This window comes from Streptomyces sp. NPDC018610, from assembly GCF_044391765.1.
Taxonomy (GTDB): Bacteria; Actinomycetota; Actinomycetes; order Streptomycetales; family Streptomycetaceae; genus Streptomyces.
On the sequence record NZ_JBISAL010000003.1, the window covers coordinates 106,460 to 120,886 of the forward strand.

At 72.4% G+C, this 14,427-nt stretch carries 10 protein-coding genes; 4 read left to right on the forward strand and 6 right to left on the reverse strand.

The features are described from left to right. Nucleotides 1-51: 51 nt before the first annotated feature. The 4 genes from ACH5A8_RS10005 to ssd form a co-directional block, all read right to left on the reverse strand. Nucleotides 52-846 (reverse strand): type II secretion system F family protein, encoded by a 795-nt coding sequence (locus tag ACH5A8_RS10005; RefSeq protein ID WP_398999991.1) that lies wholly within the window; start codon nucleotides 844-846, stop codon nucleotides 52-54. Beyond that, nucleotides 843-1,688 (reverse strand): type II secretion system F family protein, encoded by an 846-nt coding sequence (locus tag ACH5A8_RS10010; RefSeq protein WP_399000647.1) that lies wholly within the window; start codon nucleotides 1,686-1,688, stop codon nucleotides 843-845. Before ACH5A8_RS10010 ends, ACH5A8_RS10005 begins: the two co-directional genes overlap by 4 nt. A gap of 37 nt (nucleotides 1,689-1,725) precedes the next feature. After that, nucleotides 1,726-2,901 carry a TadA family conjugal transfer-associated ATPase gene (locus ACH5A8_RS10015; protein ID WP_398999993.1) on the reverse strand — a complete coding sequence of 392 codons (1,176 nt, stop codon included), beginning with the start codon at nucleotides 2,899-2,901 and terminating at the stop codon, nucleotides 1,726-1,728. A gap of 107 nt (nucleotides 2,902-3,008) precedes the next feature. After that, entirely contained in the window at nucleotides 3,009-4,112 is a 1,104-nt protein-coding gene (gene ssd / locus ACH5A8_RS10020) for a septum site-determining protein Ssd (RefSeq protein ID WP_398999995.1), read from the reverse strand. A 580-nt stretch (nucleotides 4,113-4,692) separates the two neighbouring features. On the opposite strand from ssd, the gene ACH5A8_RS10025 reads away from it, so the two are divergent. Further along, nucleotides 4,693-5,526 (forward strand): HAD family hydrolase, encoded by an 834-nt coding sequence (locus ACH5A8_RS10025; protein WP_398999997.1) that lies wholly within the window; start codon nucleotides 4,693-4,695, stop codon nucleotides 5,524-5,526. Nucleotides 5,527-5,919: 393 nt separating this feature from the next. Here ACH5A8_RS10025 and ACH5A8_RS10030 read toward each other — a convergent pair whose 3' ends face one another. Next, nucleotides 5,920-6,744, reverse strand: a complete 825-nt coding sequence (locus tag ACH5A8_RS10030; protein ID WP_398999998.1) for an oxidoreductase — start codon at nucleotides 6,742-6,744, stop codon at nucleotides 5,920-5,922. 100 nt (nucleotides 6,745-6,844) lie between these two features. Here ACH5A8_RS10030 and ACH5A8_RS10035 point away from each other — a divergent pair, with 100 nt between their 5' ends. Next, on the forward strand, nucleotides 6,845-7,825 hold the full coding sequence (locus ACH5A8_RS10035) for an ATP-binding protein (protein ID WP_399000000.1): 981 nt from the start codon (nucleotides 6,845-6,847) through the stop codon (nucleotides 7,823-7,825). Between the two features lie 6 nt (nucleotides 7,826-7,831). Here ACH5A8_RS10035 and ACH5A8_RS10040 read toward each other — a convergent pair whose 3' ends face one another. Then, entirely contained in the window at nucleotides 7,832-9,091 is a 1,260-nt protein-coding gene (locus ACH5A8_RS10040; protein ID WP_399000002.1) for a hypothetical protein, read from the reverse strand. Nucleotides 9,092-9,359: 268 nt separating this feature from the next. Between ACH5A8_RS10040 and ACH5A8_RS10045 the strand changes: the two genes are divergently transcribed. Further along, a complete protein-coding gene (locus ACH5A8_RS10045) occupies nucleotides 9,360-11,810 on the forward strand; it encodes a bifunctional SulP family inorganic anion transporter/carbonic anhydrase (protein WP_399000004.1) in 2,451 nt (816 codons plus the stop codon). A gap of 467 nt (nucleotides 11,811-12,277) precedes the next feature. Continuing rightward, nucleotides 12,278-14,233 (forward strand): acetate--CoA ligase, encoded by a 1,956-nt coding sequence (acs, locus tag ACH5A8_RS10050; RefSeq protein WP_399000007.1) that lies wholly within the window; start codon nucleotides 12,278-12,280, stop codon nucleotides 14,231-14,233. Nucleotides 14,234-14,427 lie beyond the last annotated feature (194 nt).

Consider the following 14,427-nt stretch of genomic DNA (forward strand, 5'->3'; position numbering starts at 1 on the left):
GCGCTCCGGGCACCGTCGCCGTCGTCCCAGTCGTTCGTGTCCGCCGCCGCTTCAGCCACCACCCCCTCTCAACGCCCCTCCCGCCAGGCCGATCACCACGGGCAGCACGCCGACCGCGACGAAAGCGGGCAGGAAGCAGAGCCCCACGGGCCCGGTGACCAGGACGGCCGCCCTACGGGCCCGGGCCGTCGCCGCCCGCGCCCGGTCGGCGCGAACGTCGGCCGCGAGGCGTGCGACCGGCCCGGCGGCGGGCAGTCCGCTCTCGTCGGCCCGCTCCAGCAGCCGTGCAAGGGCCGCCGCACCCGGTATCGAAGCGAGCCGGTGCCAGGCGTCGGCCGGCGCGCCCCCGAGGCGCACTTCCGCCGCGCCCCGCGCCAGCGTCTGCCCGACGGCTCCGCCCAGCGCCTCCCCCACCGCCTGGGCGGCGACCACGGGACCGGCTCCGGCCGCGATGCAGGCGGCCAGCAGGTCGGCGGCCAAGGGGAGTTGCCGGGCCGCCTCGGCCACGTCGAACTCGGGTTCGGGCCTGCTTCCGGCCCGTTGCCGCCACCGCCACAACCCCGCGGCGCAGCCCAGTCCGACGATGGCTCCGGCGAGTCCGCCGACCAGTACCCATCCGGCGCCCACGACCCCCGCCACCGGCAGCCACCGCCGCAGCGTCTCCGGGACGAGGAGACGAGGGCCGCCGTGCTCCGTCCGCGGAGCCGCGTCCGGTTCCAGCAGCCCGGCCGTCCGCCGCCGGGCCCTGCGCTCCCGGCGCACCACCATCGGCCAGCGCGCCGACGCCCAGAGGAAAGCGGCGACCGATGCGACCGTCCCCAGCCTGTGGACAAGGTCCGCGCTCATGCCGCCTCCGCCCGCCGCACGATCGCAGACGCCCACCACAGCCCCGCTCCCTCCAGCAATCCGCCGACGACGAGGCACCCCAGCCCCGCTCCGGTGTGCAGCAGCACGCGCAGGGGATCGGCGCCCATGGCGGTGCCGAGCAGCAGGCCGAGGGCCGGCAGGCCGGCGAGCATCACGGCGGTGGCCCGAGCGCCCGCCATCTGTGCCCGCATGTCGGCACGTTGGTCCCGGTCCGCACGCAGCGCCGCTTCCAGCCGGTCGAGCCCGTCCGCCAGACCCGCGCCCTGGTCCACGGCCACCCGCCAGCAGGCGGCGAGCCCACGCAACCCCTCCGCACCCGGTCGCCGGGCCGCCGTGGTGAGCGCGCCGGGCACATCCCCGCCGAACCGCGCCGCCGCCAGCACCGCCGCCCGGGCGTCGCCGAAGCCTCCGGAGTCCCGCGCGGCGCACAGCAGGGCCTCGCCCGGCTGCCGTCCGGCCCGCACCTCTCCGGCGAGCGCTCCGCACAGGGCGATCACCGCGTCGGCCCGCCGCTCCCGTGCCCGGCGCGCGGTCCGGGCGAGGCGGACCCGGCGCAGCACCGGTACCCCGGCCGCCCCGGCGGCCACCGGAAGCACGGACGCGCCCAGTACCGCCAGCAGGAGCCCGGCGGCCGGCGACCACCACTCCGCCGACAACCGGCTGCTCAGCCGCGCCAGTTCACCTCGCGCCCGGCGCCAGCGCGGTGGCCCCGATCCCACCGCTTCACCGCCGGCGAGCAGCGAGCGCGCCCGCCGCGCTTCGGACTCCCCTCCTCCCAACAGCCACACGGCCGTCCCGGCACACAACGCGGCCGGACCCATGAACAGCGGTCCGCCGAACAGCGGCCCCGAGGACAACTCACCCACTGCGCCCACCGTTTCCCTCCCGGTTCTCCGCCCGGAGCAGCTCCCACAGCCGCTCCCAGCCCCGCTCCGCCACGAACGCCTCCTCGCCCCAGCGCAGCGCCGGAACGGTGTGGACCAGCCCCGAGGCGTCCCGCTCCAGCACGCGCACCTCGGCGATCCGCCGCCGCCCGGACCGGTCCCGCACGAGATGCACCACGACGGACAGCGCGGCGGCCAGTTGGCTGTGCAGTGCGTGCCGGTCCAGTCCGGCGGCGGTACCCAGCGCCTCCAGCCGGGCGGGGACGTCCGCCGCCGCGTTGGCGTGCACCGTGCCGCACCCGCCTTCGTGACCGGTGTTCAGCGCGGCCAGCAGATGGACCACCTCGCCGCCGCGCACCTCACCCACCACCAGCCGGTCCGGTCGCATGCGCAGTGCCTGGCGCACCAGGTCCTCGAGGGTGACCAGGCCCGCGCCCTCCTGGTTGGCGGGTCTGGTCTCCAGGCGGACGACATGCGGGTGGTCGGGCCGCAGTTCCGCCGAGTCCTCCGCGAGCACGATCCGCTCCCCCGGCCCCACCAGTCCCAGCAGAGCGCTGAGCAGCGTGGTCTTCCCGGTGCCGGTCCCGCCACTGACGAGGAAGGACAGCCTCGCCTCGACGAGCGCCCGCAGTACGCGGTCGCCGCCCGGCGGCACGGTGCCCGCCGCCACGAGTTCGCCGAGCGTGAAGGCGCGTGGCCGCACCACCCGCAGGGACAGGCAGGCGCATCCGACGGCGACCGGGGGCAGCACCGCGTGCAGCCGGGTGCCGTCGGGCAGCCGGGCGTCGACCCATGGCCGGGCGTCGTCCAGCCTGCGTCCGGCCACGGCGGCCAGCCGCTGCGCGAGGCGCCGTACGGCCGCCGCGTCGGGGAAGGCGACGGCGGCCCGCTCCAGCCCGCCCCCGCGGTCCACCCAGACCTGGTCCGGGCCCGACACGAGGACGTCGGTCACCGAGGGGTCCGCCAGGAGCGGCTCCAGCGGGCCGCTGCCGATCAGCTCCGACCGCAGCCGCTCGGCCGTGCCGAGCACTTCCGCGTCTCCGAGCACCCGGCCCTGTTCCCGCAGTGCCTGCGCCACGCGCGCGGGCGTCGGCTCGGCTCCGCTCTGTGCGAGCCACTGCCGTACGCCGTCCAGCAGCTGCGCGGACATCCCGGGACCGGAAGCCTGCTCCTCGACGCCGACCGGCTCGGCCGCGCCTCGCGCGCCTGCCGGGTCGCCTCGGTCATCGGTGTGCCACTGACGCCCGGCCGCCGCCCTCACGCGGCACCCGCCTCGGACAGTGCCCGCTCCCAGAAGGCGGTGCAGAAGCGGGCCAGCGGGCCGCGTCCGGTCGCACCGGGCGGTGTCCGGCCCTCGGCGGAACGCCGCAGTCCTGACTCCACCGGCACCTCGCCCATCAGGGGCAGGCCGAGCAGCCGCGCCACCTCCCGGTCGTCCAGCCCGGGCGCGTACGGGCCCCTGACCGCCACGCGCAGGTCCCGCAGGACCATGCCGACGGCGGAGGCCACCCGGGAGGCGGCTGCCACGGCGCGCAGTTCGGCGGGGACGACGAGCAGTCCGACGTCGAGCTGGGCCAGGATCTCGGCGACTCCTTCGTCGACACGGCGGGGCAGGTCGACCACGACGGCACCGCCGCGCCTGCGGGCGGCGGCCAGCACCGCGCGGACCGCCTGCGGGGGCACGGTGACGCAGTCGCCGCGGTCCCAGCTGAGCACTCGCAGCGAGTGCAGTTCGGGCAGCGACTCCTCCAGGGCGCCCCCGCCGACCCGTCCGCGGGAGCCGGCGAACGCCGGCCAGCGCAGCCCCTCGGCCGCCTCCCCGCCGAGCAGTACGTCGAGACCGCCGCCCAGCGGGTCGGCGTCCACCAGAAGGGTGCGCGTCCCGTCCCGCGCGGAGGTGACGGCCAGGGCGCAGGCCAGCGTGGACGCCCCGGCCCCGCCGCGGCCGCCGATGACGCCGACGGTGAGCGCGGGCCGGCCGACGCCCTCGGCGACGTCGGCGATCCGGTCGACCAGCCACTGCTCGCCGTCGGGCAGCACCAGTACGTGGTCGGCGCCGATCTCGACGGCGCGACGCCAGACGCCGGGGTCGTCCTGATCGCGGCCGACCAGTACCACTCCTCGTCTGCGCGCGGCTCCGCGCAGGCGCCGGGCGGCGTCGTCGCCGACCAGCACCAGCGGAGCGGCCTCCCAGCCGTCCCCGCGCTCGGGCGCCGTGTGATGGACCTCGGGTGTGGCGCCCGCTGCCGCGCACAGGCGCAGCAGATCGTCGAGGAGGATGGCGTCCTCGGTGACGATCAGTGGCCTTCCCTGCCGTCCCGCGGTGCCGGACGGTGGATCGTGTGTGACGGTTCCGGCCATGGGTGGGTCCCCCTTCACTGCGTGCGACGCGCAACCCCCGCGGCCGCGCGAATCCTGAACATGTGAAGAACCGGCGAACGGCCTTCATATGGCGGCCGATAGGAACCGGCCATACGCACCCGACAAACGGAACCGGCCATGAACTCCGGCCGCAGGTGGGTGCGCAGGAATCACGGTGCAGTGATCCGGGAAATCATGTGGATCTTGATCCGAATCTGTGGACAACTCGGTGGATGTGAAAATGGCCGTCACCCATCCCGGTGACTCACCCACCGACTCGGGTGCGACTTCCGCAGAGCAGCGCTACAACTACTCACGGTCACGAAACACGGAGGTGGCAGCGAGGGCCGTACGACGCGGCGACGGCGGCACAGGGCCGCAGAGGAAGAGCGAAAACCCACCCGGACATGCGACGACCCCCGCCGGGGGGGAGAGCGGGGGTCGTCTCCACGGCCGACTCGGGGGGGGAGGAGTCGGACCGGGTTAGCACGGTCGCGAACGATCCGTGACTTCCATGGTGTACCCGAGAGCCCTCTCAGGCAAACCCACGCGCCCACCTTACGCCGAATGGGCTGCCCCTATGCTCGGAGTTGTGGAAAACCACTCCTTGCCCCGCACAGCGGCCTTCTTTGATCTGGACAAGACGGTCATTGCGAAGTCGAGCACGCTCACCTTCAGCAAGTCCTTCTACCAGGGCGGACTGATCAACCGCAGGGCCGTCTTGCGCACCGCATACGCCCAGTTCGTCTTCCTCGCCGGCGGCGCCGACCACGACCAGATGGAGCGCATGCGCGAGTACCTGTCCGCGCTGTGCCGCGGCTGGAACGTCCGACAGGTCAAGGAGATCGTCGCCGAGACGCTGCACGACCTGATCGATCCGATCATCTACGACGAGGCGGCGTCCCTCGTCGAGGAGCACCACCGCGCCGGACGCGATGTCGTCATCGTGTCCACGTCGGGCGCGGAGGTGGTGGAGCCCATCGGTGAACTGCTCGGCGCCGACCGGGTGGTGGCCACCCGGATGGTGGTGGGCGAGGACGGCTGCTTCACCGGCGAGGTGGAGTACTACGCCTACGGCCCGACGAAGGCGGAGGCGGTCCGCGAGCTGGCCGAGTCCGAGGGGTACGACCTCGACCGGTGCTACGCCTACAGCGACTCCGTCACCGACGTGCCGATGCTGGAGTCGGTGGGGAACCCGCACGCCGTGAACCCGGACCGCGCGCTGCGCAAGGAGGCCGTCGCCCGCGGGTGGCCGATTCTCGACTTCCACCGCCCCGTGCGGCTCAAGCAGCGCCTGCCCGGGTTCTCCGTGCCGCCCCGTCCGGCCCTCGTCGCGGCGGCCGCCGTGGGAGCGGCGGCGGCGACCGCGGGACTCGTCTGGTACGCGAGCCGGCGCAGGGGCGCGGTCGCCTGAGCCGGCCTCCTCGGCTTCCCGGGCACGGGTACGGAATTCCGCACGGGATCCACACGCCCGTTTAGTTCGCGTTTGAACCTAAAAGTAAAGAAGTGCAGCCGGGGGTTCCGCTTGTCCCTCGCTTGCAGTACAAAGGACTCAACGGCCCGCGAGACCGAAGGGCATCCGAAAGGATCACCTTCAAAACGCATTTGGCCCACGGACCGAAGCATGAACGCCGGGCACCCACGCGACGTCGACCCGTCGATTACGGGCCAGCCGCACCAGGTGACGGGCAAAGATCCCGGCCTGATGGGCGACATTTCGAGGACGCTTGGTAACCCGGCGGTCATGTCGGCGGCGGTACGAGTACTCGTGCCGCCGCAACCCTGTCCAAATGCGTCCTCGCCGGGCTTACGCGGCTCCGCGCTGCAGCGCCTCGCAGACCGCCGTCGACTCACGTGCGCCCAGCCCGACCGCCTTGGCGCAGTGGGTGATCCAGGCCGCCATGCCTTCGGGAGTACCGGAGACATAACCGTCGAGGGCCGCCAGATAGGCCGCGCGGCCCAGCTCTGCATGGCCGACCTCGGCCGGGCAGACCGACTTCGGGTCCAGGCCGCTGCCGACCAGGACGATGCGCTCGGCCGCCCGGGCAACCAGGCCGTTGTGGGAGACGAAGGGACGCAGCGCGAGCAGCTCGCCGTGCACGACGGCCGCCGTCACCAGGGCTGGCGCCGAACTTCCGGCGGTGATCAGCTCCGAGAGCCCTTCCAGCCGCCCGGAGACCTCCGCCGCGCCCGGCAGCCGCAGCTCGACCAGCGGCTCGTCGACCGCCTCGCCCTCCTGGCGCGGCCGCCCGACGGCGTCCTCCCGTCCCGCGGCGGCCACCAGGTGCAGCCGGGCCAGGACCCTGAGCGGGGACTGCCGCCAGATGGACAGCAGCTGGCCGGCCTCGGCCGTCAGCCGCAGGGCGGCGCCCAGCACGCGCGCCTCGTCGTCCCCGCTGAAGTCGGTCCGCCGGCGCACTTCCTCCAGGGCCCAGTCCGCCCCGGACAGCGCCGCGGAGCCGCGCGCGCCGCGCAGGGCCGCCTCGGACGTGATCGCGTTGCTCCGGCGCCGCATGATCCGGTGCCCGTAGACCCGGTCCACGGCCTTGCGCACGGACTCCACGGACTCGGCCACACCGGGCAGGGAGCCCAGGGCCGCGAGCGGGTCGACGGCCGCACCTGTCGTACTCATGAGTCCGACCCTACGCACCCGGACGGTCCCTGCCTCGAAGGAGTGGTCTTCTTCACGCGGGCTGCCACTCACAGCTATCACCCCACTACGCTTGGTGAACATGAAAATTGCTTTCGTCGGGAAGGGCGGCAGCGGCAAGACCACTCTGTCCTCCCTGTTCATCCGGCATCTCGCGGCCGCCGGTGCGCCGGTCGTCGCCGTCGACGCGGACATCAACCAGCACCTGGGCGCCGCGCTGGGGCTCGACGAGTCCCGGGCGGCGGCACTGCCCGCCATGGGCGACCGGCTCCCGCTGATCAAGGACTACCTGCGCGGCGACAATCCGCGCATCGTCTCGGCGGAGACGATGATCAAGACCACTCCGCCCGGCGAGGGTTCGCGGCTGCTGCGCGTGACCGAGGACAACCCGGTGTACGACGCCTGCGCCCACGAGGTGGAACTCGACTCCGGCACCGTGCGTTTGATGGTCACCGGCCCCTTCACGGACGCCGACCTGGGCGTCGCCTGCTACCACTCCAAGACGGGAGCGGTGGAGCTGTTCCTGAACCACCTGGTGGACGGCCGCGACGAGTACGTCGTGGTGGACATGACGGCCGGTTCGGACTCCTTCGCCTCCGGCATGTTCACCCGCTTCGACATCACGTTCCTCGTGGCCGAGCCGACCCGCAAGGGGGTCTCCGTCTACCGCCAGTACAAGGAGTACGCCCGCGACTTCGGTGTCGTGCTCAGGGTCGTCGGCAACAAGGTCCAGGGCCAGGACGACCTCGACTTCCTGCGCGCCGAGATCGGGGAGGACCTGCTCACCACCGTCGGGCACTCGGACTGGGTGCGCGCCATGGAGAAGGGCCGGCCGCCCCGCTTCGAGTTCCTGGGGGACGCCGACCGCCGCGCCCTGCGCCTGCTCCAGGTCGCCGCCGACGCCACGTACGAGCTGCGCGACTGGGAGCGGTACACCCGCCAGATGGCGCACTTCCACCTGAAGAACGCCGCCTCCTGGGGCAACGAGCGGACGGGGGCCGATCTGGCGGCGCAGATCGACCCCGGATTCGTCCTGCGTGAGGGCGTCACCGCCCCCGCCTGACGTCGCCTACGGCTTGGGCGCCCCGGGGACCCCCTTGGGCGCCGGGGCCGGGCCCGAGAGGAAGGACGCCCACCCCTGCTTGGGGGCCTCGCCGACCTCCAGGCCGCGCAGCTTGGCGAGGGTCTGCGGGTCCTGGGCGTCCAGCCAGTCGGCCAGCTGGTGGAAGGAGACGCAGCGCACGTCGGGCTTGTTGCACACCTCCTTCACGACGTCTTCGACGGCGCGCATGTACGTGCCGCCGTTCCAGGACTCGAAGTGGTTGCCGATGACCAGCGGGGCGCGGTTGCCGTCGTAGGCCCGGTAGAAGCCCTTGAGCAGGCCGTCGTGCATCTGGTCGCCCCAGTAGTCGAACTTGTCGGGGTCGCCCTGGGTCAGCGTGCCCGACTGGTTGACCATGAAGTTGTAGTCCATGGTCAGCTGCTCGAAGGTGTGCCCCGGGAAGGGCACCAGCTGCATGGACAGGTCCCACAACCCGTCCTTCTTCTTGGGCCACACCTGGTTGTCGACGCCGCTGCTGTCGTAGCGGAAGCCCATCTGGCCGGCCGCCTTCATGAAGTTCTTCTGCCCCTCCAGGCAGGGGGTGCGGGCGCCGATGAGTTCCTTGTCGTAGTCGAAGGGCAGCGGTGCGGAGGCTTTGAGGCCGCTGTTGGTCTTCCAGGTCTTCACGAACTGCTTGGCCTGGTTGATCTCGCTCTTCCACTCGTCGACCGACCACTGCCCGACGCCGCCGTCGGGGCCGCAGAAGTGGCCGTTGAAGTGGGTGCCGATCTCGTTGCCCTCGAGCCACGCCAGGCGCACCTGCTTGGCGGTGTCGGCGATGCCCTGCTCGTCGTTGAAGCCGATCTCCGAACTGCCCTGCGCGTGCTGTGGAGGCCGGTACAGATCACGCTTCTCCTTCGGCAGCATGTACACGCCGCTGAGGAAGAACGTCATCTTCGCGTTGTTCTCCGTGGCCACCTTGCGGAAGTGCGAGAACAGCTTCTGGCTGTCCTCGCCGGCGCCGTCCCAGGAGAAAACGACGAACTGCGGGGGCTTCTCGCCCGCCTTGAGCCGCTCCGGCCTGGGTAGGTACGGCTGGGCTCCGGTGTACGCGGTGGACCCGTCCCCGATCAGGCGGACGACGCTACCGGGCTGCCGCGCGGGGGCCTTCTGCGGGCCGGGCGCGCCGTTCTGGGGAGCGTGGGCGCCGCTCGCGCAACCGGCGAGCGACGAGGCGCAGGCCGCGGCGGCGACGACGCCCGCGGCGATCCTCTGGGTGGCGGCCATGTTCCGCCCACCTTCTTCCTTCTCTCGTCCAACGCCGAGACGGCGTGTGCTGGTGCTGTGCCGGACGACCGGTGCCGCGCCGGCAGCGCCGTCAAGGTCGCACGGGGCCGAGAAGGAATTAGTACGACAAGCCGATAAAAAGCCCACTTCACTCATTGAGGTGACTTGCGACCTCATTTGCCTCGAAAATCTATGCAGGGACTTTACGTGGCATTACTTTTATTTTGCCAATCGTTGAATCGCTCGCTCCCGAGGGGAGACCGGACCCATGTCGGCCTGCGCGCCCGATCACGCCACCGATTCCGCCCGTACGCAGCGCTCCCATCCGCCGCACAGCCCGCCCCCGTGGTGGCGCGGCATCCGCCCCGCCGGCGCCGACGTCTCGGCCGCCCTCGCGGTCTTCCTGATCGCCCTGCCGCTGTCCCTCGGCATCGCCCTGGCCACCGGCGCCCCGCTCCAGGCCGGTCTGGTGGCCGCCGCCGTGGGCGGGCTCGTCGCCGGACGGCTCGGCGGCTCGCCACTGCAGGTCAGCGGCCCCGCCGCCGGTCTCACGGTGGTCACCGCCGACCTGATCGCCCGCTACGGCTGGCGCACGACGTGCGCGATCACCGTCCTCGCCGGCCTCGCCCAGCTCGGCCTCGGCTGTCTGCGCGTGGCCCGCGGCGCGCTCGCGGTCAGTCCCGCGGTCGTGCACGGCATGCTCGCCGGCATCGGCGTGACCATCGCCGTCGCCCAGCTGCACATCGTCCTCGGCGGTAGCCCCCAGAGCTCCGTACTCGACAATCTCAGGGCGCTGCCTGCCCAGTTGGCCGCTCTGGACCCCGCCGCCCTCGCCGCGAGCGCGCTCACCCTCGCCCTGCTGCTGCTCTGGCCCCGGCTTCCCGGCCGGGCCGGACGGCTCCTGCGCAGAGTGCCGGCCCCGCTCGCCGCCGTGGTCGGAGCCACCGCGGTCGCCTCCCTCACCGGGCTGGCGCTGACGAGGGTCGACCTGCCGTCCTGGCGCAGTCACGCCCTGGCCGGACTGCCCGAGGGACCGGTGCTCGGCCTGGTCGCCGCGGTGCTCAGCACCACCCTGGTGTGCAGCGTGCAGTCACTGCTCGGCGCGGTCGCCGTGGACAAGCTGACGGCCGCCCGCTCCGGACCGGCGACCGGCCCCGGCCGCTCGGACCTGGACCGGGAACTGCTCGGCCAGGGCGCCGCGAACATCGTCTCCGGAGCCCTCGGCGGGCTGCCGGTCGCGGGAGTGGCGGTGCGGAGTTCGGCGAACGTCCGCGCGGGCGCCGTGAGCCGGAACGCCACGATGCTGCACGGCGCTCTCGTCGTGGTCGCCGCGCTGCTGATGGTCCCGCTCCTGGAGCTGATCCCGCTCCCCTCGCTCGCCGCCCTGGTGATGGCCGTAGGCGTCCAGATGGTCTCCCTGCACCACATCCGCACGGTGACCCGGCACCGAGAGGTGCTGGTGTACGCCGTCACCACCCTCGGCGTGGTGGCCTTCGGGGTCCTGGAAGGCGTGGTTCTCGGGGTGGCTGTGGCCGTCGCCCTCGCTCTGCACCGCCTCGCCCACACCCGTGTCACGCACGAGGAGCGGGAAGGAGCCCATTACGTGCTCGTACGGGGGCAGCTGACATTCCTCGCGGTTCCACGGCTCAGCCGCACTCTGCACCATGTGCCGCAAGGGACGCACGCGGTCGTCGAGTTGGGCGGCTCGTTCATGGACCATGCGGCATACGAGTCGCTCCAGGACTGGCAGCGCACGCACACCGCGCAGGGCGGCACCGTCACGTTCACCGGCCATCGCGCCGGACTCCGCACCGGAGCCCCGGTCCCCCCGACCACCTTGACCGTCTCGACCACCACCACCGCCACCGCCACCGCCACCGCGCCGAACGCTCCCACCGGCGCGGGATGCCCCGGCCCCGCGAACCACTGCCGGCCCTGGACTCCCTGGCGCGACCATGGATCCCGCGCCCGCTTCACGACCGGCCGTGGCTCCGGGTCACAGGACGAGTGGGGCCCGAGCAGAGAGCAACTCGCGCGTGGCGTCGGCGCCTTCCAGCGCGACACCGCACCGCACGTGCGGGGCGAACTGGCCCGGTTGGCGCGGGAGGGCCAGCGGCCGTCCCAGCTCTTCCTCGCCTGCGCCGACTCCCGGGTGGTCACCTCGATGATCACAGCCAGTGGCCCCGGTGACCTCTTCGTCGTGCGGAACGTGGGCAATCTGGTGCCACCGCCGGACGAAGGCGGCGACGACTCGGTGGCCGCCGGGATCGAGTACGCGGTCGATGTGCTCGGGGTGCGCTCCATCACGGTGTGCGGCCACTCCGGCTGCGGTGCGATGCAGGCGCTACTCGGTTCCGGTTCCGGCTCCGGCTCCGGCTCCGGCTCCCAAGATCACCGTACGCCGCTCGGGCGGTGGCTGCGGTATGGGCGGCCCAGCCTCGATCGGACGGCCGACCCCGGCGGTCTCGAGCCCGTGCTGGCCGGACGGCGGCCCGCCGACGCGGTCGAGCGGTTGTGCCTCGCCAATGTCGTCCAGCAGTTGGAGAACCTGCGCGCCCATGATGCGGTGGCCTGCGCGCTGCGTGAAGGCAGGCTGGAGCTGCACGGCCTGTACTTCCACGTGGCCGAGGCGCAGACGTACTTGCTCTCGACGACGGAAGAGAGGGAGGGAGTCTTCACCCGAGTGGATGCGACGGAGGGCCTGACGAGCCCCGCCTGACCGACGCCCGGCCGGCCCAGCCGCACATCCGCGCACCGGTCGCGCCCGGCCTGCCGGGCGACACGCGCCCCGCGGGCATGGCCCGCTCCACCCCGCGGGGGCCATGCTGAACCACGGTGCCCCGCCATCCGTGGGAACCGTCGACCGCCCCGCCCCGCCCCACTTCCCCCGGCCCCGCCACGCGCCGGCGCCCGGCCCAACCCGCACAGCCGACCCACCCCCACACACCCTGCACACTTCCACCTGACCATCCGCCCCACCCCCTTACCCGGCCGCCCGCTTGACCCCCGACCGTCGGCCCACCTGACCGCCGAAACCCCCGCACAGCACCACCGCACACCACCGGAGCTGTGCGAATACTGCACAACAGGTCTAAACCAATTTCCCGTCGACCCTTGTCATCGGACCCCCACGTCTGATGAGCTGTGGCCTGGGACACAACGGACACCCTGGGAAAGGGAGATGTCGTGAGCAACGAAAGCCTGGCCAACCTCTTGAAGGAGGAGCGACGCTTCGCGCCGCCCGCTGACCTGGCCGCGAACGCCAACGTCACGGCGGAGGCGTACGAGCAGGCCAAGGCTGACAGGCTCGGCTTCTGGGCCGAGCAGGCCCGCAGGCTGACCTGGGCCAAGGAGCCGACCGAGACCCTCGACTGGTCGAACCCGCCGTTCGCCAAGTGGTTCAAGGACGGCACACTCAACGTCGCGTACAACTGCGTGGACCGGCATGTCGAGGCCGGCCACGGCGACCGCGTCGCGATCCACTTCGAGGGCGAGCCCGGCGACAGCCGCGCCATCACCTACGCCGAACTCAAGGACGAGGTGTCCAGGGCCGCCAACGCCCTGCTCGAACTGGGCGTGCGGAAGGGCGACCGGGTCGCCATCTACATGCCGATGATCCCGGAGACCGCGGTCGCGATGCTGGCCTGCGCCCGGATCGGCGCCGCGCACTCCGTGGTCTTCGGCGGTTTCTCCGCGGACGCGCTGGCCACGCGCATCCAGGACGCCGACGCCAAGGTCGTCATCACGGCCGACGGCGGCTACCGGCGCGGCAAGCCGTCCGCGCTCAAGCCTGCCGTCGACGAGGCGGTCGGCCGCGTGGAGAGCGTCCGCAACGTGCTCGTGGTCCGCCGCACCGGCCAGGAGGTCGACTGGGACGACAGCCGCGACCTGTGGTGGCACGAGACGGTCGGGCGCCAGTCGGCGGAGCACGCCCCGGAGGCGTTCGACGCGGAGCACCCGCTGTTCATCCTCTACACCTCCGGCACCACCGGTAAGCCCAAGGGCATCCTGCACACCTCCGGCGGTTACCTGACGCAGGTCGCGTACACGCACTGGGCGGTCTTCGACCTCAAGCCGGAGACGGACGTGTACTGGTGCACCGCCGACGTCGGCTGGGTCACCGGTCACTCGTACATCGTGTACGGGCCGCTGGCCAACGGCGGGACGCAGGTCATGTACGAGGGCACGCCCGACACCCCGCACCAGGGCCGCTTCTGGGAGATCGTGCAGAAGTACGGGGTGACGATCCTGTACACGGCGCCGACCGCGATCCGCACGTTCATGAAGTGGGGCGACGACATCCCCGCGAAGTTCGACCTGTCCTCCCTGCGCGTGCTCGGCTCGGTGGGCGAGCCGATCAACCCGGAGGCGTGGATCTGGTACCGCAAGAACATCGGCGCGGACCGGACCCCGGTCGTCGACACCTGGTGGCAGACGGAGACCGGCGGCATGATGATCTCCCCGCTGCCGGGCGTGACGGACGCCAAGCCCGGCTCGGCGCAGCGCCCGCTGCCCGGCATCAGCGCGACCGTCGTCGACGACGAGGCGAACGAGGTGCCCGACGGCGGCGGTGGCTACCTGGTGCTCACCGAGCCGTGGCCGTCGATGCTGCGCACCATCTGGGGCGACGACCAGCGGTTCCTCGACACCTACTGGTCGCGCTTCGAGGGCCGCTACTTCGCGGGTGACGGGGCCAAGAAGGACGACGACGGCGACATCTGGCTGCTCGGCCGCGTCGACGACGTCATGCTGGTCTCCGGCCACAACATCTCGACCACCGAGGTCGAGTCCGCGCTCGTCTCCCACCCCTCGGTCGCCGAGGCCGCCGTGGTCGGCGCCGCGGACGAGACGACCGGGCAGGCGATCGTCGCCTTCGTGATCCTGCGCGGCGCGGTGACGGAGACCGACGACCTGGTCACGGAGCTGCGCAACCACGTGGGCAGCACGCTCGGCCCGATCGCCAAGCCGAAGCGGATCCTGCCGGTGGCGGAGCTGCCGAAGACCCGCTCCGGCAAGATCATGCGCCGTCTGCTGCGCGACGTGGCCGAGAACCGCCAGCTCGGAGACGTCACGACGCTGACGGACTCCACGGTCATGGACCTCATCCAGTCCAAGCTCCCGGCGGCGCCCGGCGAGGACTGATTCCAGGTCCTCCGGGACTGGAGGCGGCCCGGGAGGGGCACCCGGCGACACAGGCGTCGGGTGCCCCTTCCCCCACCTGCCCCCACCCCCGGCGCGCGGTGAGTAAGCTGGACGAAGCAACGACAACGTAAAGAGATCCTTCAGGTGCGCCGGGAAGTCTGGTCGGCATGTGATCCGTCCTGCCCCCGCCCGGA

Bases quoted from the DNA above. Each gene is read 5' to 3' on its own strand.
- ACH5A8_RS10040 (WP_399000002.1), bottom strand. From the start codon at position 9,091: ATGGCCGCCACCCAGAGGATCGCCGCGGGCGTCGTCGCCGCCGCGGCC.
- ACH5A8_RS10010 (WP_399000647.1), bottom strand. From the start codon at position 1,688: ATGGGTCCGGCCGCGTTGTGTGCCGGGACGGCCGTGTGGCTGTTGGGA.
- ACH5A8_RS10025 (WP_398999997.1), top strand. From the start codon at position 4,693: ATGCTCGGAGTTGTGGAAAACCACTCCTTGCCCCGCACAGCGGCCTTC.
- ssd (WP_398999995.1), bottom strand. From the start codon at position 4,112: ATGGCCGGAACCGTCACACACGATCCACCGTCCGGCACCGCGGGACGG.
- ACH5A8_RS10045 (WP_399000004.1), top strand. From the start codon at position 9,360: ATGTCGGCCTGCGCGCCCGATCACGCCACCGATTCCGCCCGTACGCAG.
- ACH5A8_RS10030 (WP_398999998.1), bottom strand. From the start codon at position 6,744: ATGAGTACGACAGGTGCGGCCGTCGACCCGCTCGCGGCCCTGGGCTCC.
- ACH5A8_RS10015 (WP_398999993.1), bottom strand. From the start codon at position 2,901: ATGTCCGCGCAGCTGCTGGACGGCGTACGGCAGTGGCTCGCACAGAGC.
- ACH5A8_RS10035 (WP_399000000.1), top strand. From the start codon at position 6,845: ATGAAAATTGCTTTCGTCGGGAAGGGCGGCAGCGGCAAGACCACTCTG.
- ACH5A8_RS10005 (WP_398999991.1), bottom strand. From the start codon at position 846: ATGAGCGCGGACCTTGTCCACAGGCTGGGGACGGTCGCATCGGTCGCC.